This is a genomic window from Bacteroides xylanisolvens (assembly GCF_018289135.1).
In the GTDB taxonomy this organism is placed as follows: Bacteria; Bacteroidota; Bacteroidia; order Bacteroidales; family Bacteroidaceae; genus Bacteroides; species Bacteroides xylanisolvens.
In genome coordinates, this window is the sequence record NZ_CP072216.1 from 2597246 (window position 1) to 2622808 (window position 25563).

The 25563-nt window shown below is 41.8% G+C and carries 25 protein-coding genes; 14 read left to right on the plus strand and 11 right to left on the minus strand.

The annotated features are described in order from the left end of the window. The first annotated feature begins 38 nt into the window (after positions 1-38). The 9 genes from INE92_RS11200 (at position 39) to tnpC (INE92_RS11240) (ending at position 8231) form a co-directional block, all read left to right on the plus strand. Positions 39-974 (plus strand): ISAon1 family transposase, encoded by a 936-nt coding sequence (locus tag INE92_RS11200; protein WP_008025715.1) that lies wholly within the window; start codon positions 39-41, stop codon positions 972-974. Between the two features lie 163 nt (positions 975-1137). Continuing rightward, the gene (locus tag INE92_RS11205) at positions 1138-1512 is read left to right on the plus strand and encodes a hypothetical protein (protein WP_008641868.1); all 375 of its coding nucleotides are present in this window, start codon (positions 1138-1140) and stop codon (positions 1510-1512) included. Then, positions 1506-1838, plus strand: coding sequence for an IS66 family insertion sequence element accessory protein TnpB (gene tnpB / locus INE92_RS11210; RefSeq protein WP_004316244.1), 333 nt, complete (start codon positions 1506-1508; stop codon positions 1836-1838). Before INE92_RS11205 ends, tnpB (INE92_RS11210) begins: the two co-directional genes overlap by 7 nt. A gap of 107 nt (positions 1839-1945) precedes the next feature. Next, the gene (tnpC, locus tag INE92_RS11215; protein WP_151928351.1) at positions 1946-3715 is read left to right on the plus strand and encodes an IS66 family transposase; all 1770 of its coding nucleotides are present in this window, start codon (positions 1946-1948) and stop codon (positions 3713-3715) included. Between the two features lie 179 nt (positions 3716-3894). Further along, a complete protein-coding gene (locus tag INE92_RS11220) occupies positions 3895-4275 on the plus strand; it encodes a hypothetical protein (protein ID WP_015532999.1) in 381 nt (126 codons plus the stop codon). Between the two features lie 35 nt (positions 4276-4310). Next, positions 4311-5168, plus strand: coding sequence for an IS3 family transposase (locus tag INE92_RS11225; RefSeq protein ID WP_015533000.1), 858 nt, complete (start codon positions 4311-4313; stop codon positions 5166-5168). Positions 5169-5653: 485 nt separating this feature from the next. Continuing rightward, entirely contained in the window at positions 5654-6028 is a 375-nt protein-coding gene (locus INE92_RS11230) for a hypothetical protein (RefSeq protein ID WP_008641868.1), read from the plus strand. Next, positions 6022-6354 (plus strand): IS66 family insertion sequence element accessory protein TnpB, encoded by a 333-nt coding sequence (tnpB, locus tag INE92_RS11235; protein WP_004316244.1) that lies wholly within the window; start codon positions 6022-6024, stop codon positions 6352-6354. The genes INE92_RS11230 and tnpB (INE92_RS11235) overlap by 7 nt, the downstream gene beginning before the upstream one ends. 107 nt (positions 6355-6461) lie before the next feature. Beyond that, positions 6462-8231, plus strand: coding sequence for an IS66 family transposase (tnpC, locus tag INE92_RS11240; protein WP_141409449.1), 1770 nt, complete (start codon positions 6462-6464; stop codon positions 8229-8231). A gap of 698 nt (positions 8232-8929) precedes the next feature. Here the strand turns inward: tnpC (INE92_RS11240) and INE92_RS11245 are convergent. The 5 genes from INE92_RS11245 to INE92_RS11265 all read right to left on the minus strand — a co-directional run bounded on the left by INE92_RS11245 (position 8930) and on the right by INE92_RS11265 (position 13450). Continuing rightward, a complete protein-coding gene (locus INE92_RS11245; RefSeq protein ID WP_120144354.1) occupies positions 8930-9919 on the minus strand; it encodes a hypothetical protein in 990 nt (329 codons plus the stop codon). 12 nt (positions 9920-9931) lie between these two features. Continuing rightward, the gene (locus INE92_RS11250; RefSeq protein WP_141409450.1) at positions 9932-10846 is read right to left on the minus strand and encodes a hypothetical protein; all 915 of its coding nucleotides are present in this window, start codon (positions 10844-10846) and stop codon (positions 9932-9934) included. A gap of 63 nt (positions 10847-10909) precedes the next feature. Beyond that, positions 10910-11266, minus strand: a complete 357-nt coding sequence (locus INE92_RS11255) for a hypothetical protein (protein ID WP_032845447.1) — start codon at positions 11264-11266, stop codon at positions 10910-10912. Positions 11267-11674: 408 nt separating this feature from the next. Continuing rightward, positions 11675-12856, minus strand: coding sequence for an acyltransferase (locus tag INE92_RS11260; RefSeq protein ID WP_141409654.1), 1182 nt, complete (start codon positions 12854-12856; stop codon positions 11675-11677). 60 nt (positions 12857-12916) lie between these two features. Further along, positions 12917-13450, minus strand: a complete 534-nt coding sequence (locus tag INE92_RS11265; protein WP_008645828.1) for a Crp/Fnr family transcriptional regulator — start codon at positions 13448-13450, stop codon at positions 12917-12919. Positions 13451-13755: 305 nt separating this feature from the next. Here INE92_RS11265 and INE92_RS11270 point away from each other — a divergent pair, with 305 nt between their 5' ends. Further along, positions 13756-13989: a PspC domain-containing protein gene (locus tag INE92_RS11270; protein ID WP_117685175.1), complete on the plus strand. Its 234-nt coding sequence runs from the start codon at positions 13756-13758 to the stop codon at positions 13987-13989. 100 nt (positions 13990-14089) lie between these two features. Here INE92_RS11270 and INE92_RS11275 read toward each other — a convergent pair whose 3' ends face one another. Continuing rightward, complete coding sequence (locus INE92_RS11275; RefSeq protein ID WP_008026087.1) at positions 14090-15955, minus strand: DNA polymerase III subunit gamma/tau; 1866 nt, start codon at positions 15953-15955, stop codon at positions 14090-14092. A gap of 233 nt (positions 15956-16188) precedes the next feature. On the opposite strand from INE92_RS11275, the gene INE92_RS11280 reads away from it, so the two are divergent. Both INE92_RS11280 and INE92_RS11285 read left to right on the plus strand, forming a co-directional pair. Then, entirely contained in the window at positions 16189-16485 is a 297-nt protein-coding gene (locus tag INE92_RS11280) for an FtsB family cell division protein (RefSeq protein WP_004316220.1), read from the plus strand. A gap of 3 nt (positions 16486-16488) precedes the next feature. Further along, positions 16489-16830, plus strand: coding sequence for a hypothetical protein (locus INE92_RS11285; RefSeq protein ID WP_120144005.1), 342 nt, complete (start codon positions 16489-16491; stop codon positions 16828-16830). A gap of 114 nt (positions 16831-16944) precedes the next feature. Here INE92_RS11285 and INE92_RS11290 read toward each other — a convergent pair whose 3' ends face one another. Then, on the minus strand, positions 16945-17547 hold the full coding sequence (locus tag INE92_RS11290; RefSeq protein ID WP_032812121.1) for an OmpH/Skp family outer membrane protein: 603 nt from the start codon (positions 17545-17547) through the stop codon (positions 16945-16947). Between the two features lie 27 nt (positions 17548-17574). Continuing rightward, on the minus strand, positions 17575-17808 hold the full coding sequence (locus tag INE92_RS11295; protein WP_008026083.1) for a hypothetical protein: 234 nt from the start codon (positions 17806-17808) through the stop codon (positions 17575-17577). Between the two features lie 133 nt (positions 17809-17941). Between INE92_RS11295 and INE92_RS11300 the strand changes: the two genes are divergently transcribed. Together INE92_RS11300 and INE92_RS11305 are read left to right on the plus strand one after the other, a co-directional pair. Beyond that, positions 17942-19402, plus strand: coding sequence for an aminoacyl-histidine dipeptidase (locus tag INE92_RS11300; RefSeq protein WP_008645824.1), 1461 nt, complete (start codon positions 17942-17944; stop codon positions 19400-19402). Next, positions 19383-20600 carry an endonuclease/exonuclease/phosphatase family protein gene (locus INE92_RS11305; RefSeq protein WP_008645821.1) on the plus strand — a complete coding sequence of 406 codons (1218 nt, stop codon included), beginning with the start codon at positions 19383-19385 and terminating at the stop codon, positions 20598-20600. Before INE92_RS11300 ends, INE92_RS11305 begins: the two co-directional genes overlap by 20 nt. Positions 20601-20678: 78 nt before the next feature. On the opposite strand, the gene INE92_RS11310 is transcribed toward INE92_RS11305, so the two are convergent. From INE92_RS11310 to INE92_RS11320, 3 genes are all read right to left on the minus strand, one after another. Beyond that, positions 20679-22289 carry an ATP-binding protein gene (locus tag INE92_RS11310; protein ID WP_004316226.1) on the minus strand — a complete coding sequence of 537 codons (1611 nt, stop codon included), beginning with the start codon at positions 22287-22289 and terminating at the stop codon, positions 20679-20681. A 96-nt stretch (positions 22290-22385) separates the two neighbouring features. Continuing rightward, a complete protein-coding gene (locus INE92_RS11315) occupies positions 22386-23561 on the minus strand; it encodes a mechanosensitive ion channel family protein (RefSeq protein WP_008017581.1) in 1176 nt (391 codons plus the stop codon). A gap of 140 nt (positions 23562-23701) precedes the next feature. Beyond that, complete coding sequence (locus INE92_RS11320; RefSeq protein ID WP_195436575.1) at positions 23702-25519, minus strand: alpha-L-fucosidase; 1818 nt, start codon at positions 25517-25519, stop codon at positions 23702-23704. Between the last annotated feature and the right edge of the window lie 44 nt (positions 25520-25563).

Genomic DNA, 25563 nt, shown 5'->3' on the forward strand with positions numbered 1-25563 from the left:
ACGCCGTTAGCTGCCAAAGTGTAGCTGAGCATTACTGTATGGATGGCAAACAGCTTCAAAGCCAATATAAAGACCACCTGAGTGACTTCCAGAATTGGGATCAGAGAGCACATGCCCAAGAGTATATCCTTTATCCAAAGAATATGGGTTATCACCTATGTATTGACGAAACGGCTTTAAGTAAGGGAGATCTTTATACCATCTTAATAAATAGAGATAAGCGAGGTAGGAAAGGTTCTATTATAGCTGTAATTCAGGGCACTAAAACCGATGATATCATTGCGGTACTTACAAAGATGCCACAGGAGCTGCGTAATCAGGTCAAAGAAATTACACTGGATATGGCCGGGAGCATGCAAAAGATTGCCAAAACGTGCTTTCCACGTGCCATGCAGGTGATTGATAGGTTTCATGTACAAAAACTTGTATACGAAGCTGTACAAGAGTTGCGCATTACATATAGATGGCAAGTGATAAAAGAGGAGAATAAAGCTATGAAAGCGGCAAAAGAGAAGGGGGAAGTATATAAAGCAGAAGAACTCGAAAACGGAGATACACTCAGGCAATTATTGGCCAGAAGCAGATATTTATTATTTAAATCACCTGATAAATGGACCAAGAGTCAGAAAATCAGGGCAGAATTACTTTTCAAGCAGTTTGAAGATATTAAGCACGTATATTACTACTCATTGGAGTTGGGAAAGATCTTTTCCACAAACTATGACAAGGATGTAGCAAGAGCAAAGCTGGCACTATGGTATAATAAGATTGAAGAATATGGATACGATACATTCACAACAGTAGCAAACTCTATTGAGAATCATTATGAAAGGATTCTGAACTTCTTTGTGAACAGGAGTACAAATGCAGCAGCGGAAGCATTTAATGCTAAAATCAAAGCATTTAGGGCATCATTTAGAGGAGTAGTGGATATGAGCTTCTTCCTTTTTAGGCTAGCAAAGGTATATGCATGAAGGGAATTGACTAAACTTAATCCCCCAAGAATTACAACTGAGCCGAAAAAGCCTTGATTCCTTTGTGCAAAGCTATGGGATAATTGGTAAGCACTCATTGTATGGCTCTTGTTTATCCTATCAGTCAGTTTTACCTTTGCACAGAACTTAAAATTTTATTCTTATGGACTCTACTGATTGTTTTTTAGAGATTCTTTCTGCTTATCAGTCATCCGACAGTGGTTGCCAAGTCTCTCTTTTGGAGTATTGCCATCGTTTTGGCGTTGATTATTATAAATTCCTTGGCTGGTATCGTCATTACAAGTGTCAATTAACTAACCCCACTTCCCCTTCCGGTATGCAGCTGACTCCTATTCATGTGAACGGTTCCCCCTCCGGTCATTCACGTTGTACATTATCTCCCAAATCTGTCAAATCGGACAACTTTGAGATTGTTTCGTTTCGTCTAAAACTGGGCAACGGAGTTGAGATCCGAAAATGTAACACTAATCTTGAGAGCATAACAGCTCTGCTTCAAAACCTGGGAACATTATGTTAGGGCTGAATCCCAGCATGCGCTTCTACCTGTGCGAAGGTCCGGTAGATATGCGAAAAGGTATTTTCACCCTTGCCGAACTGGTACGCAAGATTATGGGCAAAGAGCCCTCCACAGGGGACATTTTCATCTTTTTGAGTAAGGACCGGCGGAACATCAAAATCCTTCATCATGATACAGGGGGATACGTGCTTTATTGGAAGAAGCTGGACAAAGACCGTTTCCTCCTGCCTGTTTTCTGCAAGGCCAGTCATCGTTATGAAATCGGTTGGGAGAAACTCGTGGTTCTGCTCCAGGGTACTGTCCGCAAAGAATTACTCGTAGGGTAGTACGAGGTTACAGAAGAATCGATTGTATGCGGTTATATATCTGACTATCAATATATTAATATATTAAAAGTCTTGCATAAGTCAGTTTTTTTTTGTATATTTGCGACATGGAAGACAAGGAAACGATCAACGTATTAATCGCCCAGCTACTGTCAAAGGATGATGAGATCCTGCGGCTTCGAAACCTGCTTGACGACTTGCAGCGTGAACAGCAGTCGGGTAATATGCAGATCCTGTCTAAACTTGACAGGGCACTTGAGGAACTGAAAAGCATGAGACATGACAACAAGGCGCTTTCCAACCGTCTTTCCCGGGCCCTTGAGGCCAAGTCAGCCGCAGAAGAGAAAATACAGGAGCTTTCCAGTGCCCTTGAAGCGCTCGAGAATACGCGTGCTGATGAGCTTTATGAGATTGCCAGACAGAAACGGCAGTTATACGGGCGTAAATCCGAGAAGAAATCTTCCTTGTCCGCAACGAAGCAAAAAGACCTCAAAGAGGATAAGGATGATTTTGACGGCTCCGCTCCTTCGGCTCCGGTTGAAGACTTGGAGCAGAAAGCTGCGGAATCAGCCTCTTCTGAGGCCGCTCCCCGGCCTGAATCCCCTTCCTGCCGTAAGGATTATGGCAAGCAGTCCACCGGTGCGGAGAATGTGGTGGTACATTACTGTGATGAATCGGATATCCCTTCGGGTGCACGCAAGATAGGCATACGTGAATGGATTCAATACTCGATTCAACATCAAGTGGTCAAACATGTATTCAAACTTGTACGGCTGGTGGATACACAGGGAAACATCTCGAACTATTATCAGCCTACAGACAAAAATGATACCCGCAGACCGTTTGAGAACGTCCTTGAAGGATATCCTGTGGATTTTGAACTGATGGCCCGCATTTTGGTTGACAAATACCAGTACGGTTTGTCTCTTGAACGGGTCGTAGACCGTCTCAAGGATGCCGGTGCACGTTTCAACACCTCTACCGTTTTGGCTTGGATAAAGAGGCACATGAAGGAGTTGTGCAAGCTTGAGGAACCTTTCCGGCAGTTGCTTCTCACACCCGGAAGCATGCTGTTCAGTGATGAGACTACCGAACAGGTCAGAGTGTACAACCAGCAGAAGGGTAAGTATGAATACCGTAAACAATACATTTGGGGAATAAAGAATCCCGACCGGAAAATAGCTTATTATCTGTATGACAACGGCAGCCGTAGCATGAAGGTCGCCCAAAAGTTCTTCGCAGGCTTCCGGGGAAGTGTCACCACCGACGGCTACAATGTCTATAAAATGTTTGAACGGGAAGATTCCTCAATAACACGGTACGGATGTATGGCACACGTCAGGCGAAAGTTTGTCGATGCATTACAGACCGACCATCGGTCTGCAGACATAATCAACCTGATATCAAACCTATACTGGGTGGAGGCGGATTGCAGAATTAATCTTCTCTCCGAAGATGAACGCAGGATGGAACGTCAGAAGAGGGCAATTCCTATATTGGCAGAAATATGGCAGATGATAAAACCCGTTTTTGATCAAACACGCGGGGATACAGCCAACCTTTTTCTAAAAGCGGTCAGATATGCTGTCAATGAATGGGAAGCAGTATCGCGTTATGTACAAAATGGAAAGGCGGAAATTGATAATAATACGGCCGAGAGGATGATGAAGCCCATTTGTATGGGAAGAAAGAATTATCTGTTTTGCGGATCGGAACTAGGGGCAAAGAATGCTTCTATGTTATACTCAATTATTGAAACATGTAAGATGAATGGATTAAGGCCGGTGAAATATATAGCGGAAATTTTAACTAAATTAACGGCAGGAGAAACAAATTACATGTCACTATTACCTATCAACAATAATAAAGAATACTAATTATTGGATAAAGAGATGCTATATACTCCACTACAGAGTATAGAAAAAGGGACAGCCATACAATGAGTGCTTACGGATAATTGGGGTGACTCTATGGATAATTTGTGGTGTCTCTACGGGGAAACGACAGTATCTGTAGTGTACTAAATAAGTTGACACTTCTTAAATGCGAAATTCCCATGAAAGAATTAAAAAAGAAGTACACTCCTTACACAGAATCCGAACGAATGTCTTATATTCGTGAGTATTTATCTACTTCGGAAACGAAGTATCAGTTTGCCAAACGTACCGGTATTTGCCGTCGTCTGCTGATTCTTTGGCTTGATAAGTATCATATAAATGATAAAGTTATGAGTACAGACCACCCCTCTTTCAACAAATACTCTGCTGAGTCTCTCAATGAACTGGAGAAAGAACTCGCTGCATTGCGTGCCGAAAATCGCAAACTTCAGCGTGCTCTTCAGGAGGAAAGTCTTCGTCATGAAGCTTGTGAGGAATTAATAAATCTTGCTGAGTCAACCTATCACATCAAGGTTCGAAAAAACTCCGATGCCAAGTAATCGATACCTTGTCACAGGGGAACTCTGCCCGTCATATGCGCGGTAGGCTACAGTTCCTCTGTGATTACTTCGGCATAACCAGACAAGGTTATTATAAGCATGTCAACAGAAAAAAGGAAATAGACATCCTCACATCAAGCATTGTGTTGTATTGTAATGAGTTACGTAAACTTATGCCTAAGGCTGGTATACGTGAACTCTATGCATGCTGTCTCCGCAAGTTTGGTGTCAGGATGGTCATTGGGCGTGATCAATGCTATAATATTTTTCGTGCTAATGGCCTGTGTCAACGTGTCAGACATGTGAGACCAAAGACAACAAATTCTAATCATAATTATTACATTTATCCGGACTTGCTAAATGTTACTCCTAAATTTGTAGCTGACACATTCGGTTCAATGGTTGTAGCGGACATAACCTATGTTGCCACGTACCAGGGATGGGCTTACCTGTCTCTTCTTACCGATGCGGGCAGTCGGGCGATAGTTGGATATGCCCTGTGCAAAACACTTGAAGCGGAAGGTCCCTTAAAGGCACTGAGGATGGCTATAGACTTTTACAACAGATACAATGTTGATTTGAGTAGTCTCATACACCATTCTGACCGGGGAGTGCAATACTGCTCAAACCTGTATGTGGATATGCTCAAGAAACATCATATCAATATTAGTATGACGCAGTGTGGAGATCCGCTACATAATGCCCTGGCTGAACGGATGAATAACACGATCAAGAATGGGTGGTTGTTTGACTGCGAAGATGACAGCTTTGAACAGTTGGATAAACGTATAAGCGACGCCATATATGCATACAATTATGTTCGACCCCATCAAGGTATACAAATGAAAACACCGATGGAACATATTCGTAAGTACGCGGAAAAAGGTAGTTGAAGTCCCGCTCGTCGGGACGGGTGCTCCCGCCCCTTGCCGCGAGGGCGATCCCCGAGCGAAGAGTTTTTGTTGTTTAATGAAGTTTACAGCCCGAAGTCTTGCATTTATAAGAAAAGATACATATGTTTGCAACATCTTTAATATGACAACTTATTAAGGAATTACAAAGGGACAAGTAAACTTATTTAGGTTTTAAAATATATTGAGTTAACTAACTTAGGTATAACAAACGAAGTTGTCAACTAAATCCAGTACAGTACAATCCTTACGTAGAAACTGTAGTGTCCCGCCTTAGAAACTCTCGTTTCCTGCCGTGGAAACTGTAATTTCTAATACAGGAAACTACAGTTCCCCGCCTGGAAACGGGAAGTCAATGTATACAATAAACTTTTGCCCTCCTGGAGAATTGTAAGCACTCATTGTATGGCTCTTGTTTATCCTATCAGTCAGCTTTACCTTTGCACAGAACTTAAAATTTTATTCTTATGGACTCTACTGATTGTTTTTTAGAGATTCTTTCTGCTTATCAGTCATCCGACAGTGGTTGCCAAGTCTCTCTTTTGGAGTATTGCCATCGTTTTGGCGTTGATTATTATAAATTCCTTGGCTGGTATCGTCATTACAAGTGTCAATTAACTAACCCCACTTCCCCTTCCGGTATGCAGCTGACTCCTATTCATGTGAACGGTTCCCCCTCCGGTCATTCACGTTGTACATTATCTCCCAAATCTGTCAAATCGGACAACTTTGAGATTGTTTCGTTTCGTCTAAAACTGGGCAACGGAGTTGAGATCCGAAAATGTAACACTAATCTTGAGAGCATAACAGCTCTGCTTCAAAACCTGGGAACATTATGTTAGGGCTGAATCCCAGCATGCGCTTCTACCTGTGCGAAGGTCCGGTAGATATGCGAAAAGGTATTTTCACCCTTGCCGAACTGGTACGCAAGATTATGGGCAAAGAGCCCTCCACAGGGGACATTTTCATCTTTTTGAGTAAGGACCGGCGGAACATCAAAATCCTTCATCATGATACAGGGGGATACGTGCTTTATTGGAAGAAGCTGGACAAAGACCGTTTCCTCCTGCCTGTTTTCTGCAAGGCCAGTCATCGTTATGAAATCGGTTGGGAGAAACTCGTGGTTCTGCTCCAGGGTACTGTCCGCAAAGAATTACTCGTAGGGTAGTACGAGGTTACAGAAGAATCGATTGTATGCGGTTATATATCTGACTATCAATATATTAATATATTAAAAGTCTTGCATAAGTCAGTTTTTTTTTGTATATTTGCGACATGGAAGACAAGGAAACGATCAACATATTAATCGCCCAGCTACTGTCAAAGGATGATGAGATCCTGCGGCTTCGAAACCTGCTTGACGACTTGCAGCGTGAACAGCAGTCGGGTAATATGCAGATCCTGTCTAAACTTGACAGGGCACTTGAGGAACTGAAAAGCATGAGACATGACAACAAGGCGCTTTCCAACCGTCTTTCTCGGACCCTTGAGGCCAAGTCAGCCGCAGAAGAGAAAATACAGGAGCTTTCCAGTGCCCTTGAAGCGCTCGAGAATACGCGTGCTGATGAGCTTTATGAGATTGCCAGACAGAAACGGCAGTTATACGGGCGTAAATCCGAGAAGAAATCTTCCTTGTCCGCAACGAAGCAAAAAGACCTCAAAGAGGATAAGGATGATTTTGACGGCTCCGCTCCTTCGGCTCCGGTTGAAGACTTGGAGCAGAAAGCTGCGGAATCAACCTCTTCTGAGGCCGCTCCCCGGCCTGAATCCCCTTCCTGCCGTAAGGATTATGGCAAGCAGTCCACCGGTGCGGAGAATGTGGTGGTACATTACTGTGATGAATCGGATATCCCTTCGGGTGCACGCAAGATAGGCATACGTGAATGGATTCAATACTCGATTCAACATCAAGTGGTCAAACATGTATTCAAACTTGTACGGCTGGTGGATACACAGGGAAACATCTCAAACTATTATCAGCCTACAGACAAAAATGATACCCGCAGACCGTTTGAGAACGTCCTTGAAGGATATCCTGTGGATTTTGAACTGATGGCCCGCATTTTGGTTGACAAATACCAGTACGGTTTGTCTCTTGAACGGGTCGTAGACCGTCTCAAGGATGCCGGTGCACGTTTCAACACCTCTACCGTTTTGGCCTGGATAAAGAGGCACATGAAGGAGTTGTGCAAGCTTGAGGAACCTTTCCGGCAGTTGCTTCTCACACCCGGAAGCATGCTGTTCAGTGATGAGACTACCGAACAGGTCAGAGTGTACAACCAGCAGAAGGGTAAGTATGAATACCGTAAACAATACATTTGGGGAATAAAGAATCCCGACCGGAAAATAGCCTATTATCTGTATGACAACGGCAGCCGTAGCATGAAGGTCGCCCAAAAGTTCTTTGCAGGCTTCCGGGGAAGTGTCACCACCGACGGATACAATGTCTATAAAATGTTTGAACGGGAAGATTCCTCAATAACACGGTACGGATGTATGGCACACGTCAGGCGAAAGTTTGTCGATGCATTACAGACCGACCATCGGTCTGCAGATATAATTAACCTGATATCAAACCTATACTGGGTGGAGGCGGATTGCAGAATTAATCTTCTCTCCGAAGATGAACGCAGGATGGAACGTCAGAAGAGGGCAATTCCTATATTGGCAGAAATATGGCAGATGATACAACCTGTTTTTGAGCAAACCCGCGGAGATACAGCCAACCTTTTTCTAAAAGCGGTCAGATATGCTGTCAATGAATGGGAAGCAGTATCGCGTTATGTGCAAAATGGAAAGGCGGAAATAGATAATAATCCGGCCGAGAGGATGATGAAACCCATTTGCATGGGACGGAAGAATTATCTGTTTTGCGGTTCTGAACTAGGAGCAAAGAATGCTTCTATGCTATACTCGATTATTGAAACATGTAAGATGAATGGATTACGGCCGGTTAAATATATAGCGGAGATTTTAACTAAATTAACGGCAGGAGAAACAAATTACATGTCACTATTACCTATCAACAATAATAAAGAATACTAATTATTAGATAAAGAGATGCTATATACTCCACTACAGAGTATAGAAAAAGGGACAGCCATACAATGAGTGCTTACTGGAGAATTAGCTTATGTAAGGTTTATACTGTGTTGCAGATACTTTATCTGCAACCTATCTGCCGCAGGTATCTGCAACGCTCCAACTATTTATCAACTAGTACATTACACGCTTTTCGTTGCAGGTGGCAGATGTTTTCATGTTTTTTCAACTTTATGGTAGGAGGATTACGCATCAAAATTAGGGTCACAACCGTAAGTCATAAAACAAATTCACCTCTGTGTTCTCCGTGTCCTCTGTGGTGAAAAGAATCAAAACCGTGTAAGAATGAATCTATTTTAGATTTTCATCGATCAGACTTAACCGATTGAGAAATAAACTTTTAGCGAATTATTTGAGAAGTGGCGGTAACGAGTTAGCAACCGTGCGATTTTCAGAGATTTACGTTACTATGCTGGCAAATAACTCTTTCATTTGCATATATAATAGCTTTTCCCGAAAATACAAACTATCGGCGACAATTTTATAAAAGCAGCTGGCAAAAAAAGAGAAAGATATATAGCCAATGCTAACCAATTATTCTGTTTGATATTAATCAAAAAATGGTAAAACAGACAAACATTATCTGTTTGAAATAGAGATGCAATAACCTGTAAATAATGTAAATATAAATAAGTTTGTATTCAACTAGTAATTTTATTATCTGACGCCCATCGGAGTTTTATTGTTTTCTTTATTATATTTCCTTGCTCATCATATTCTGAAATTTCAACTGTTATGGTGCCATTGTAGTCAGAATTATAAATATGCTTAACTTTTTTGTTTCCTTCATAATAGATACTGTCGGTTGAGTAACCTGTACTTCTTAAAGTATGATTAACATTTACCTTCAGTCCTCTTTCTTCATACTCTGTTTCTTTATTGATTAAAGTCATGTCATTGTCAAACTCTTCCTTAATTTTCTTTTTTCCATCAATGTATTCCTTCATCACTCTATTAATTACACCGTTTAAGGTAATCCGAGTGATTAAGGTATCATTAACAGTTTGTTTCAATGAACACTCGATGTTTTGTTTGTAATCGGAAGAAGGGACAAGATTAACAGCTTCCTTATAATCTGTATCATTAAATTTATAGGTTTCTTCTCTTTCCCCGGTGTTCAAGTCATGATAGATTTTTTTCGTATTATTTCCATTATTATCATAGTAGTAGTATTCCTCATATCTTGAGTCAGAAAAGGGTTCATCTCCTAATATTATAATATCTTTTTTATACTTAGGTTTATTCTTATCATGATAGAGAGAAAAAGAATAACTAAATGTGTCCTTATTATTTTCCAATACAAGTTCTTCTATGGTATTTTCAGTGTATCTCATTGTTTTTAGCAATGATTCCGACAAGGGTTCCTTTACAGTATAGCAGGAAGAATCATTATCATAACTATATATCGTTGTAAAATTATTTACATCAGCCAAGATCTCTTTATCTTTATTGTCTCCAAAATAGAGATAGTCATATTCAGTACCCTGTGCGGTTAGAATCCTGTTGTTTTCATCATAAACATTAACATATTCAATAATATTAACAGAATTATAACCTTCCGGCTGTTTACTATTCTTGCAGCCGGACAAAAACAATGCACTTCCTAAAAAAAATAAAATGATTCTACCCATTATTATTTCAATTTAAACGTTTACTTCATTCCTGTATTTCTCAAATTCTGGTATGTCCGGCAACTCCTCTTTTTCCATGTATAGTTGTATGAAGCGTGCAAAACGCCTGGCTTCATCTATATCGCCTGGCATTAAGGAAACTCCACTTAACAGGCTGGGTGAATTGGAATTGGAAATTATTATACTTGTCACAACCCCCAACGAACCACGCCCCATGTAATAACGAATCGTGAGTTCAGCCTGACTATAAGGTATGGTTTCTTTTTTATGCAGCAGAAGTCGTCCTGGTATAGTTACAGTTCTGGAAACACGATCAAAAACAATCCGCTGCCAAGGTTGTAGAATGGCACTTATTCCTAGTGCCAGGATAAGCAAGTACAACTCAAGAAGCAGTAATGTACTTCCATAATCTTCAGTTGCAAGTTTTGAAGGAGTTAAACCGAGATAAACCATAGCTAAAAATATAACAAGCCAGATCAGAAAAAACAATACTCTCACCGATATGCCGTCATTATCAATAACAATCTGTTTGTCATCACACCGGCTTAAATATTCAGGCTCTACCAAAGTTTCCGAAGAATCCAGCAACCATTGCGTATTTCCCGTACTTTCGCCATTTTTCAGAGGTATCCGGATGGTCAGATTCCGGGCTGCTTTAAACAGGATGTACATAAATAGATAAATCCCACCGTTAATGGCTATCAATCCAAGTATGATGTTGGAGAAGGTATTACGTATATCTGACAGCATGACGAATATAAGTAATAAGAAGAAAGATATAAATGTTCCCCACAACATGATATGGGATTTGCATATACGCCACCTTTCCTTTCTCCTTTCCTTTCTCCACTCAACCTCTCTACGCTTGACATCGGCAATGATTTCACGCCTCGATTGCTTGTTGCTCTTTTTTTTTCGTTTCTTCATGTCACCTGTTTTCCTGTCATAGTTTGTTTATATTGATAATTCGGATAACTGTAAATACTTAGTCTATCCAACATTCCCATTCATCATATCATTCCAGTTCCGCACCGCTTCTATGGCACATTGGTAGTAGCAGATACCCCACACGATTAACCAATATACCAACACGGCAGTTATCTTGAACAACCGTCTTTTCCGTATATTATTCACTTGTTTTCCGATGACGTAGAAAAAGAATAACATAATCCCCCATAATACAAATGTCTGCACTTTACATTCTATCGTTATGAATATATCGTTAGCCGCTATGTCGAAATCGGGTAAAGCAGATGTATAATAAGAAGTGATACGCCATCCCACGAGTAGAGGGATAATAGCAAACAGAGTGTTTTCAATTCTTTTATATGGTATTGTTGCTTTCATGTTTTATATATGTGGTTGTAATTCTGTATTCACGTGTATTTTTCCGAAAGTCTTTTGTTCGTCACGTATGCGGCACAGCTCCCGATGTACTTTTTTATTTGCAAATATAGAAAAATGTTATTCACAAAGGATTATGAATAGCACTTTTTTATTGTTTTCCAGCGAGATAACACGGTTATAGCTTCATCCCACCTTGCCTTTCCGTTGCTGTATGGGCTGCCGTATGTTCCGCCTTAGCTTGTCGAACTGCTGCGTGGACTTGTGGCGTTCTTCGGTATGATGAAACGCTCGATATGGGCCGCTATGTGTTTATTTTAAGAATGTGATTGCCCCAAATCACTCCCCCTTAATTTTCGGACTGCCCCCTTTTTTCTTTTATCCGTTTTTCATTTATGTAGCAAAACTAAACTATCCCATTATCCATTTCGCAGCCTTAGGCAGCACTTTGTAGAATAATGCAACTATACACCACGATACGATAAACACAAATAAAGCTGTCGCTGGAATACGCATGAATATAGGTAAATCAATTCTGTCAATTGCTAAATAACCTATTCCTACAGCAAAATAATGTATCATATAGATACCCAGTCCACATTTTGTTATATTCTTTAAGGCTGATATAATTAAGGGAGACGTTACCTTTACTTTTTGAATTAATAAATACCAGGCAACCGTCATTAAAAAGACATTGGGCGAACAGTATAAAAAGAATAATTCCATTTGGCGCTCTGTAATATCAGGTTGTGAAGTCATATTCCTGAATCCATAATACGTTATGGCATAACCGACACTAAAAAGAATGAGAGATAAAATAACAGTCTTTTTCACCGACAACTTGTTTCTGTCTTTCAAATAATAGCCTAAAAGCAGATAACCGCTAAAACCTGAAAAATAATATAAAGTGCCATAGTCATTCCAAGCACAAGTACCTCCTATATAGCTGGATATATATTCTTGGCAATAAGGCAGAAATAAGGTGATAAACCAAACGGATAAGAATATTTTCATTTGTTTCTCTGTTGCTTGTTTCAGCCATGCAGAAAAAAAAGGCATATACAAATATAATCCTATCAACATATATATGTACCATAAAGGAACTGTATATGTATTGAAGTTAAAAGGAATCATAAGAATATTATGCAAGCAACTATCCCAAGTTTGACTTGGAGACTCTCCTGCATACGCAAACATTTCAGACAAAACAGAATTATCCAGCCCTAAAATACCCGTAAACCACGGAAACAAATTATATAATAAAGACCATACAATAAAAGGGACTATTACACGAAGCATCTTTTTTTTATAAAATTGTCCGATTTCCTGTTCTACCGGTAATAATAACATTCCTGTCAGCATCACAAACAACGGTACGCACGGACGCAAGAAAGCTCCATAAATACTCCCCCATAAGTTATACTCCGGATTTAAACGAGCTTCAGGAGAAACATTGAAAGGGTCTGAACAATGGATACAGATGACCATTAAAATGGCTATCACACGAATTAAATCAGCCCATACTATATGATTCACATTTTTCATTTGGTATTCAATTTTTTCAATTGCAAAGTTAGGACAATGGTATGACATTTTTTTTAAACTACTTAAAAAAGCAGAATAAAGCAATGCGAAGGAAACGAAACAACCCTATTATTTAATCTTGTTCCTCAAATGGCACAACGTAACTTGAGAGATGCCTAAAAAAGATGCAATATAACCCAAATTTACTCTTTGGAAGAGATCCGGACGTGTTTGCAACAATTCTATATATCGTTCTTCCGCTGACTTATACAGTCTTGAAATTAAACGTTTTTCATTCATTATAAAAGCCTCTTGATGCAAAATCCTTGACCAGTTCGCTATTTCTATATTAGTCTGATACAGCTTTTCTAAATCTTTTATCGGCACGGCATATAATACCGTATTTTCCAATAACTGAACAACTTCATATTCGTACCCTTGTTGGTTCCCATAAAAATTGTTCGTCGAAAAAACGATATCTCCTTCTGTACTAAACCATGAGGTGAGTTCTTTGTCGTTAATTACACAATATGAGCGTGCTATACCTTTTTCAATGAAATAAAAGTTTTTATCATTCTGGAAAGAGGACGTTAGGATATGTTTTTTGGGCAGTTCCAATAAAGAGCTATGAGCAAACAGCTCATTGATGGAACTATTGCTCATGTTTGACTTGGCTTTAAGTGAGTTTATCGTATTATGCATCATTTGACTTTCACAACGCTTATTTACTCTTTCCTGTTTTTTTATTAAGCAGCTACAAAAATACAAAAATGCTCCTATAATAAATAAACAAGCTGCATTTTTATATATCGCCCAGATTAACATTTATGGATTGCTCCCCTTGCCTTTCCGTTGTTGTTTCATGACCGGGTATCCATACTTTTCTGCCATAATCTGCCGATTTTATTCGATTATCCCAATGATATTCTTTATATTTGTATAGTATTCGCACTAAAACAAAGTACATCATGGAAAATGAAAAGAAATTAACCCGTTCTTCCAACCGAATGATCGCAGGTGTATGCGCCGGAATAGCCGAATATTTCGGATGGGACCCTACCTTACTAAGAATAGTGTATATATTAGCTACATTCTTCACTGCTTTCGCCGGAGTAATCATATATATAATCCTGTGGATTGTCATGCCGGGAAAAAGATCTTCAGACGGATACGAAGACCGTATGAATCAACGTTTACATTAAGATAAAAAATCAAAAGTATAGACCATATTTTCATACCGGTATCCGATATAGATAAAAGCCTTCGTTCCTGGAAGATGGTAATCCGATAGAAGTAAGTACATTAGTATAACTCCAGTCCGAACTCATCTTTCAGCTGCATCAACGCCTGATTCTTTTGAGCCATCATCTGGAATTTCTCGACACGTCCCACAGGACGTATTGTTTCCGTAGCCTCACTTACCCGCACTGTCATCACCACTTTGCTGTTTTTCAGCCTACCACGAAGATAACTCTGCAATTCAGGAATCAAAGCTGTAAAATCCTTTGCAGCAAACTCATTATCAACTACCACTTCAAAAGTCGTTGAGTTATTAAGCAATACCGGACGGAGCATCTGCATACGTTTAGTAAGAGCATCCTGTTCTTTCGGCAACTGACCGGCATATTCCTGCCAGTAATAATTCAAATCCCGATCATTGAAAATAAAATCTTCTTCCGGTTGCTGTACTCTGGGAACATGAGTGGTAACTGTATTCTGCGTTGTCTGATCGCGCTGCGGATTCTTGATAGACACGCCCAAACTAGACATCTTCATCACCGGAATTTTCCGTTCTTCCTTGACAGTCGGGGCAACTCCCGCTCCTTGCGACGGAGCAGACGAAGCCGCACCAGAAGAAGCTGATGCTCCCGGTTGCACTGCTGCAGATGCTTGCGGATGCCGGGCAGTAGTGCCATTAACAGCCTGTGTTGTTACTGAAGACGGAGACGTATGAAGGGAAGCCTGCTGAACCTGAGTTGCAGAAGCGACCTGCGGCTGCTGAGCTGCGGCAGGCTGTGTGAATATGGGTTTTATGGTCTTCGTAGGGCCACGCCCACCACTCACGTCATCCCCCTCGGTGGTAAGCTGTGCAACCTGTATCAAGGTCAGTTCTACCAGCAAACGCTTATTTTTGCTGATGCGGTAATTCAAATCACACTCATTACAAAGCTTCATGGCCCGGTACAGGAAAGGTAACGGACATTTCTGCGCCTGTTCCTGATAGCGTTGACGTATGCTCGCTCCCACTTCCAGTAGAGGCAATGTCACCGGGTCTTTCCCCACCAACAGGTCACGGAAATGAGACGATAATCCGGTAATAAAATGACTTCCGTCAAAGCCTTTATTCAATATATCATTGAAAAGCAACAAAGCATCACTTACCTTATTTTCGAGGAAACAATCCGTCAGGCGGAAATAATATTCATAATCAAGAACGTTCAGATTATCAATCACACTCTTATAGGTGATATTTCCTCCGGTGAAACTTACAACCTGATCGAAGATAGACAAAGCATCACGCATACCACCGTCTGCCTTCATAGCTATCACGTTCAGTGCTTCCGGCTCCGCCGTGATTCCTTCTTTCGAAGCAACATACGACAAATGATTCACCGTATCTTCCACGCTTATCCGGTTAAAGTCATAAATCTGACAACGGGAAAGAATGGTAGGGAGAATCTTATGCTTCTCCGTCGTAGCCAGGATAAAGATAGCATGACGGGGAGGTTCTTCCAGCGTTTTCAGGAACGCATTGAAAGCAGATGCCGAAAGCATGTGCACCTCGTCGATGATATATACCTTATACTTACCAATCTGCGGCGGGATGCGTACTTGCTCCACCAACTGGCGAATGTCATCTACCGAGTTGTTGGAAGCAGCATCGAGTTCGTGAATATTGTATGATCGCTGTTCGTTGAAAGCTACACATGACTCACACTGATTACAAGCCTCTCCGTCGGCAGTAGGCGTCATACAATTGATGGTTTTGGCAAAGATACGCGCACAAGTGGTCTTCCCTACCCCACGTGGTCCGCAAAACAAATAAGCATGAGCCAGTTTTTGGGTAGCAATTGCATTTTTCAGCGTAGTAGTCAACGCCCGCTGTCCTACCACCGATTCGAACGTGGACGGACGGTACTTACGGGCTGAAACAATATAGTTTTCCATATCCGGGATTCTCTCTGTTTTTTTGAATTTTCGCTTACTCTGCAAAAACAGTGCAAATGAGAGCAGAGTCAAGCTAGCTTGAACTATGCCGAGTGAAGCCTGTTTTCGCTTACTCTGCAAATGTACACAAAAAAAGTGAGATGTAATAAGGGATAAAGAGAGAAGTTTTGAAGCTAAAGCGATAAGTTTTTAAGTTATTAGTTTTATCTTTGCAGATATTAAAAGGAGAAATTATGGGTAAACTAATCAGTATCTGGAGTTTCATACGCAGACGAAAGTATCTCATTACGGTCGTTGCGTTTGCTGTTATCATTGGCTTTCTGGACGAGAACAGCCTAGTTCGTCGTTTCGGATATGAACGGGAGATCAGCCAGTTGAAAGAAGAGATAGAAAAATATCGGGCAGATTACGAAGAGAACACCAAGCGTCTCAACGAAATAACGACCAATCCGGACGCCATCGAGCAGATCGCCCGTGAAAAGTATCTGATGAAGAAACCCAACGAAGATATTTACGTTTTTGAAGATTAAAGAATGAAACAATTAGTACCCGCCCTTTTCGTTGTAGGCGCTATCATGGCTCTCACCGGAGCAGCTGTATTTATCACCGGATGGATCTATGCTCCTTACATATATACTATCGGAGCCGGATTTTTCGCATTGGCACAAGTGAACACGCCCGTCAAAGGAAAAGGCAAAACACTAAAACGCCTACGCGTTCAGCAGATATTCGGAGCATTGGCGCTGATCCTGACCGGAGCCTTTATGTTTACCACCCGAGGCAATGAATGGATTGCCTGCCTCACGGTTGCTGCTATCCTCGAACTTTACACCGCTTTCCGTATTCCGCAGGAAGAAGAAAAAGAAAGGGCATAAAAAAAGCCTGTTCATAGCTTTACAGTCTTGAACAGGCAGAAATCGAAAAAAATATTGAATAACGTTCCGTCCTTTTTATCAGGAAACGGAACGTTTATTTTTTATCCTTCACTATTATTTCTTCACAGGTGAATATCTTGCATTCAACCCATCAACAATTTCTTTTGTGATATTAAAAGTGCTGTCAGCATAAAGCAGGTTATCAAAACCTGTGTTGCTGAAAATCAGGCTATATCCGTGAGTCTTATTATATTCTTTCAGGAAAGCGTTGATAGAATCGCGGAACTGCAAGCTGTTCTTGTTGTTCTCTTCCATCAAACCATTCTGAAGTTTGTTACTCAACTCTTGCAAATCTTGTTCCAACTTCACCAGACGGTTGTATTCTTGCTGCGCTCTATCTTGTGACAGGAAAGCATTGTTTTCTACTTTCTTCTGGAAATCTTGTTTTTCCTTGTTCAAAGAGGTAGCCTTCTGATTCAATGTCATGCGAACGTTCTCGCTCTTCTTTACCATCGCCTCATTCAAGTCAATACAGAAATTGTATTTGGCAAGCAGCGTATCTATTTCAACATAGGCAATTTTCATTCCTGACAGTTCGGCATTAGCCTGTGCCGGAGTACTTGTAGTTTGATTGTCAGTTTTGCCAGCACATTGTGAAAATAAAACGATAAACGCAAGAGCAGCCAAACCGTTCATGAGGTAGTTCATTCTATTCATAATTAATAAGTATTGTTTTTAATAAATTTAATTCATACTATCGTTCAAGGCTTTTTCCAACTCATCAATAGAAAAACGCGGTTTCTTTTGTGCTTCGCGATCCTGCGACTGTGCGCATCCGATTCCTTTCTGACGCAACGTTTTATTCCCGCTCACATGACCATTCGGGAATTTTCCACCCTTCGTAAAGAATACTTTCACCCCTAATAATACCAGGGAAATAGCAACTATTAACAAAGTTATCAGTATAGTCTCAACCATTTCTATTAATTTTGTGAGTGCAAAGATAGGCTTTAATGAGATATGAGTTCAGATAAGTCAATCAAATTAACCATATTTAGCAATAGAAGAAGCGAAAACAGCCCTTCTATTCCTATTATAAAATAAAAACAGCATGGAAAAAAAAGACTTAAAGCCGGCTGGCGTATTCAAGTATTTCGAAGAAATCTGCCAAGTGCCACGCCCTTCGAAGAAGGAAGAGAAAATGATTGCCTACCTGAAGGCATTCGGAGCAAAACATAACCTGGAAACCAAGGTGGACGAAGCCGGCAACGTATTGATTAAAAAACCCGCTACTCCGGGAAAGGAAAATCTTCAAACCGTCGTATTGCAATCACATATCGACATGGTGTGCGAAAAGAACAATGACGTTCAACATGACTTCCTCACCGACCCCATCGAAACGGAAATTGACGGTGAATGGCTGAAAGCCAAAGGCACTACCCTCGGAGCCGACAACGGTATCGGTGTAGCTACCGAACTGGCTATTCTGGCTGACGACAGCATTGAACATGGTCCGTTGGAATGTCTGTTTACCGTAGACGAAGAAACGGGGCTTACCGGAGCTTTCGCCCTGCAGGAAGGCTTTATGAGCGGTGATATTCTTCTGAACCTCGATTCGGAAGATGAAGGGGAAATCTTTATCGGCTGTGCCGGAGGCATTGACTCCGTTGCAGAATTTACATATAAAGAGGTGGAAATTCCTGCCGGATATTTCTTCTTCAAAGTGGAAGTGAAAGGTTTGAAAGGTGGTCACTCCGGTGGTGATATTCATTTGGGACGGGGAAATGCCAACAAAATACTGAACCGTTTCCTTTCCCGCATGGCTGCCAGACACGATCTGTACCTCTGTGAAATCAACGGTGGTAATCTGCGCAACGCTATTCCCCGCGAGGCATACACTATCTGTGCTGTTCCCGAAGATGCCAAACATGATGTCCGCACCGAACTGAATATCTTCACCAGCGAAATGGAAGACGAATTATCCGTTGTAGAGCCCGACTTAAAGTTGGTTCTCGAATCGGAAACTCCCCGCAAGACGGCTATCGACCAGGATACCACTACCCGTTTATTAAAAGCTCTGTATGCAGCTCCTCACGGTGTATACGCCATGAGCCAGGATATTCCCGGACTGGTGGAAACTTCTACCAACCTGGCATCTGTCAAGATGAAGCCGAATCATGTCATCCGCATTGAAACTAGTCAGCGGAGCTCGATACTATCCGCACGCAACGATATGGCGAACACGGTTCGTGCTGTATTCCAACTGGCGGGAGCCAATGTTACGTTTGGCGAGGGTTATCCGGGATGGAAACCGAATCCCCACTCGGCTATCCTCGAAGTGGCTGTTGAATCTTACAAGCGTCTGTTTGGTGTAGACGCGAAAGTTAAAGCCATCCATGCAGGATTGGAATGTGGTCTGTTCCTTGATAAATATCCAACGCTGGATATGATTTCTTTCGGACCGACACTGACAGGTGTTCACTCTCCTGACGAACGAATGCTTATTCCTACCGTTGAGAAATTCTGGAAACATCTATTGGATATCTTGGCACATGTTCCTGCCAAGAAATAACAGACAGATAAGTCAACATAAAGAAGAGTATGGTAACAGTGAAAAGAGAGTAGCTGTTGCCATGCTCTTTTTTGCAATGAATTTAATAGCTGTAAGTTTCTTTGCTCCTTCTTATGCTATCGCACAAGATTCTCACGAAGGACAAGGCTATCACGACACACAAGTCCCCTCTCAACAAGAAAGAATCCCTTTCCGCGTTGTAAGTTGGAACATAGAAAACCAGTTTGATACACACCACGACAGTTTGAAGAACGATCATGAATTTCTTCCCGACGCGATGCGTCATTGGAATTATAGCAGATATAAAAAAAAGCTGGTTGACGTTGCCCGTGTAATTACTGCTATTGGCGAATGGAGTCCGCCTGCATTAGTCGGATTATGTGAAGTAGAAAATGATACAGTGCTTCGTGACCTGACCCGCCGTTCTCCTTTAAAAGAGCTTAGTTATCGTTATGTAATGACCAACTCCCCTGATTTAAGAGGAATTGACGTAGCCTTGCTTTATCAACGGGATTTATTCAAACTATTATCTTCCCGTTCCATTTCCATCCCTCCGTTGAAGCAATACCGCCCGACAAGAGATTTGCTACACGTCAGCGGACTTCTACTGACGGGAGATACCCTCGACGTATTTGTCTGCCACCTCCCCAGCCGTTCGGGTGGAGCCAAAGAATCGGAATCCTATCGCTTATATGCAGCTCATATTCTGCGTATGGAAGTTGATAGCATTATGAGCATTCGTTCTCTTCCGCAAGTCATTATTATGGGGGATTTCAACGATTACCCGACGAATCAATCTATTCAGAAAATACTGGAAGCCGAAGCACCTCCTGTTACTACCAATAACCTAGCCTCAACAACCGGCTCCACCAACTTCTCAACAGTTGCCCCCTCCTCATTAAAACTATATCACCTACTCGCCCGGAAAGCTAAATCAAAAGACTTCGGTTCTTACAAATATCGTGGTGAATGGGGATTACTCGATCACTTGATTGTATCAGGCACTCTATTAAATCAATCAAATCACTTTTTCACCAGCGAAGAAAAAGCAAATGTATGCCTTCTCCCCTTTTTACTGAAAGATGACGAAAAATATGGTGATAAAGAACCTTTCCGCACTTATAAGGGGATGAAGTATCAAGGCGGTGTCAGCGACCATTTACCTATTTATGCAGACTTCGAGCTGATTTTATATTAATAAAGTACCGTCTCGTTAGTTCTTTCTATAATAATGAATGAACAACAAATATATCTTGGAAAATAATTATGATATTTCTCATACGATAGAAACTTCTTCCCAGTCTTCTACTGTCCGTGTGACAGATGAGAAGTTCACTCCGATGCAAATCACTTTTCGTTTGTCTGCCAAATAAGGCTTGGCGTAGCCAGTCTTCTCTATTTGTTCCAGAGCTTCCTGTGCTGTTCCATCCATTTTGAATTCAAAGATATAGACGTAATCCTCCATCTCCAGCGTACAATCCACCCGTCCGTAGCTTTGGCGGTCCTCGCAATGGATGGCGGTGCAATATACGCCTATCAGTCGAAGCAATAGATAAAAAGTGTATTGAAAATGCTTTTCTGTTATATCTATATCTTTCAACGAGCCGTGGGAGTCATAGGGAATACTTGCCAAAAAAGAGGTGAGGGAACGGCGGAACGCATCTGTATCACCGCGTTCAAGGTCCATCACGGCATCTGTTATCCAACTCGTCACTTCTTTACTCTTCGGCTTCATATAATTGGCTGCTAATACAGACAAGAATCCCTTCCGTACTTCGTTGTTTGGGAAATCGAGCAGATAGGTTCCCATTTTTTTATTATATTCCTTGATTGTGAGGTATCCGCTTTGAAAAATCATTGGTAGGGGCTGTTCCACATCCGCTTTGTAGTCTATAAACATAGTTGGGTCGTAGAATTTTCCTGTTAGTTCATTCATCTGTTCGCGACTGTGTTGTAGCAGACGTATCAAATAAGTCGGGGTACCGGTGGCGAACCAGTAGTCACGGATTTCATTCATATCAAAGGCATTAAGTATGCTAAACGGATTATAGATGGCGGCCATGTTCGTACTAAAATGATAGCCATCGTACTGCCGTTTCAACCAGTCCTTCATTTCCTCCACCGTACATTCGTATTTAGTTGCCAATCGCGAGATGGGTTCTGCGAAGTATTTCTCCAATTCTTCCTGAGTGATTCCGCATAGTGATTCGTAGCGTTCATCCATACTAATGTCTTTTGGTTGGTTGAAGCCACTGAACACACTTACTTGCGAAAATTTCGTAACTCCCGTCAACAGTACGAATTTCAAGTATTCGTCAGCTCCTTTGAAGGTGGAATAAAAAGATTTCAGAATTTCCCTGTGATGGTCTTCAAGCAAAAGTTTCTCTCCTACATGGTTGCAGGTGTAAGTTCCGGTATCCAACACATCGAGAATTGGTTTGTCATATTCATCAATCAGTACTACCGCACGCTGCCCTGTCCGTTCATAAGCACGGCGGAGCAGTTCCTTGAAGCGGTCACCTGTGGTAGTATAGTTCAGATTTTTGCCATAGATGTCTTCCCAATTGCCTAAATACCCTTCGATAGTTGCTTCGAGCACTCCCGGTTGGGTGTATGGCCCACCGTTAAAGTCAATGCGGAAAATAGGATATTGCAACCAGTCTTTTTCAAGGTCAGCAATTGCCAGTCCGTCGAAAAGTTCTTTCCGCCCCTGAAAATAACAGGCAAGTGTACTCACCAACAGACTCTTCCCAAAACGACGGGGACGACTCAAGAAATAGATTGAACCCGTTTGCACAAGGTTGTAAACTAAGGCAGTCTTGTCTACATAAACAAAACCGTCTTCACGAAGGCGGTCAAAGCTCTGTATTCCAATAGGATATTTCATCTTTTTATCGGCTTTTTATGAATCACTAGACGAAGATACGTGAAAACAGGCATAAATACAAACGATTCCGGACATTATAAAACGAATTTTGTTATATTAATCCGAATACTGATAAACCTTCAAGTCAAACTTGGGAACCATTGCCAGCAAATGGTCGAAGATGTCCGACTGGATACGTTCGTATTCTTTCCAAACTTTGTTTCGGGAGAAGAAGTAAACTTGAATAGGTACTCCATACATCGTGGCTTCTTTCTGGCTGATAATCAAGTCCAAATCTTGATTCACCACAGGCAAGCTGCACAAATAACGCTCGATATATACACGATAAACCTGGGAATTGGTAGGTACTACACCTTCTTCAGGCTGATAATCCGCCATCAAAGGGATTTCCTTCCGATAACGGTCGAGCATTTCGGGCGTACAGAATTGGAGCGTAGTCAAATCCAGGGTTATATTCTTCATTACCCTTCGTCCTCCTGATTGCACCATTCCCCGCCAGTTCTGGAAAGGGCTGCTGACCAAGGTATAAGGGGGAACGGTAGAAATCGTATTATCGAAATTCTGAATCTTGACTGTATTCAGAGTAATCTCCTGCACTGTGCCATTGGCAGCACCGGAAGGAAGCGTTATCCAGTCGCCCGGACGAACCATATCATTGGCGGAAAGCTGGATCCCCGCCACAAATCCTAGTATGGAATCCTTGAATACCAGCATCAGTATGGCGGCCGAAGCCCCTAATCCCGCAAACAAACTGGCTGGGGACTTATTCACAATAATGGCAATGATAATGATTCCACCGACAAAGAACAGAAGCACCTGCAACACCTGAATGAATCCTTTCATCGGACGGTTCTTCATTGACTCCTTCCCGTCGTAGATATCCATTATCATCAATAGAATCCCATTAATGGCCAACAGCAAAGAAAAGATTATGTAAACGGCACAAGCTTTCTGGGAAATAAGCAATAAGTCCTTGCCACGAATAAAAGCCATTGGCAGTAAAGAATAAACCAGAAAAGCCGGAACCGTATGAATCAGGTTGTGAAACACTTTGCGCTTCATCAGCAACGTATTCCAAAGGTGCGGTTTCCGACGGGTGTACCGCTTCATTCCTCCTATAAGAATCGCCTGGCAGAGATAATTCAGACCGATAGCAATTGCTATCATCAGCACAGCAATAATAGTCTCATCAAAACGGTCGGCAACTGTCGGGTCTATTCCCCAATCTATCAGGATTTTGTTCATCCATTTTCCTAAATCTAGTACAAGCATAACTTCTGTCCTTTTTTATTAATAACAGCAAAAGATTCATTTGGTTTAGAAAAAAAGACTGGCGTCCGATTCACAAGAAATCGGGACTGCCAGTCTTCACTGCTATTCTCTAAGCATATCTTTCAGCGATAACAATCCCATCAGGGAGTTGTTATCACTCCTATTTCATCCATTCCTACTTTCGCGGTTGTTGCGGTAGGTGTAGTAGCCTCCAACTTAATATAACGCGCCTGTACTTTCTGCCCGAAAGTGACCGTTTGCGGCAGCGGGTTGTGCATGATATTACTGAACTCACCATTGGCAGGAACTTCCTTCCAGTGCTTTCCGTCCATGCTCACAAAGAATTTATAACGGAAAGCCATCGTCGGTTTCGCTTCCGCTTTCGAAGGGGCATAAGTAAAGCTGGCTAATGTCACCGATTTGCCCAAGTCAATCGTCAACGGAGAATCAGCGACTTGTTTCCAGCTGGCACGAGGCAGATTATTCCAATCTTCACCCTGAACCACTTCCTGCAAAGGAGCTGCATAATAAGCGGCCACTTGGTTAATATGAGCAGTCAGACGACATTCGTCAATCTTCACCCGTAACTGACTGGCTTTCACGACCGGGAAACGCAGCATACGTTTATATCCGATTGTCGTACCCTTGCCTACTTCTTTCCAACCGTTATCAGTCAAAGCCTCTACGACGAAAGACTCCACTCTCTGTCCTTTTGTGATATCTTCCTGAAGCATCACTAAGTTAATTTCCGAACCCGGTTCCAAAGAATAAACGGCTTCACTGCCCGAAATGGCATTCCAGTAGTTTCTCCCTTTCTTCACCCGGTTATCGGCAAATATCTGTTCACGGTAAGCTGCAAATTCCTCCAGACGATTCACGTCCGCTTCATTAATCAAGCCTTTGCGGTCGGGCGGTATATTCAATAAAAGCACGGAGTTATATCCTACCGACTGGAAATAAATATCCGACAGATGTTTCAAGGATTTCACTTTCGCGTCTTCTTCCGCATGATAGAACCATCCCGGACGGATGGACACATCCACTTCCGAAGGATACCAGAATAATTCCGTAGCTTTCTCCAGCATTTTGCGGCTTCCTAAATCTTCCGCTTTGCTAAAGACACCCAGACGTTTGTTGTTTTCTGTCGAGCGGGCATAAATTCCCGGAGTCAGTACGGTGGCATTCCATTCCGTTTCACGGCCTATCCCTTTCTCGTTTCCTACCCAGCGGACATCGTCGCCCATAATCGCCATTACTGCTTTCGGTTGAAGGCGTTGAATGGTTTTATAGAAAGCGTCCCAGTCATACACTTGTTTCTTTCCGTTCGGGCCTTCGCCATTCGCCCCGTCGAACCAGACTTCATGCACCTCACCATAATTGGTGAGCAATTCCGTCAATTGACGGACAAAAAATTCATTGTAACGGGGAGAGTCTCCATAACATTCCGCATTGCGGTCCCACGGAGAAAGATAGACGCCGAACTTCATATCATATTTATCGCAGGCTTTCCGAAGTTCTTTTACGACATCCCCCTGTCCGTTCTTCCAAGGAGAAGAGGCTACGGAATGTTTCGTTGTAGCTGTAGGCCACAGGCAGAAACCGTCGTGATGCTTTGCGGTCAGAATAACCATTTTGAAACCTGCATTTTTCAAACTCTTCACCCATTGTTCAGCATCGAGTTCTGAAGGATTAAAGAGTGCGGGATCTTCTTTTCCGTCTCCCCATTCACGTCCGGTAAAAGTGTTGATGCCAAAATGAAGGAAAGCGGTCAGTTCCATTTGTTGCCAGGCATATTGTTGCGGAGTGGGTACCAGCCGCGCTGCCATATCGACTTTCTGTTCGAGCGTTGCATCTTGAGGAAATTCAACATGCTTCACGTAGTAGTTTTCTTTTTTCTGTGCCTGCACTCCACCGATGAGGGTAGAAGACAATAAGAGAGAGATTAGTAGTTTATTCATAGCCTATAAATTATTGCAGTTTTACAAAAATAAAATAAAGGTAC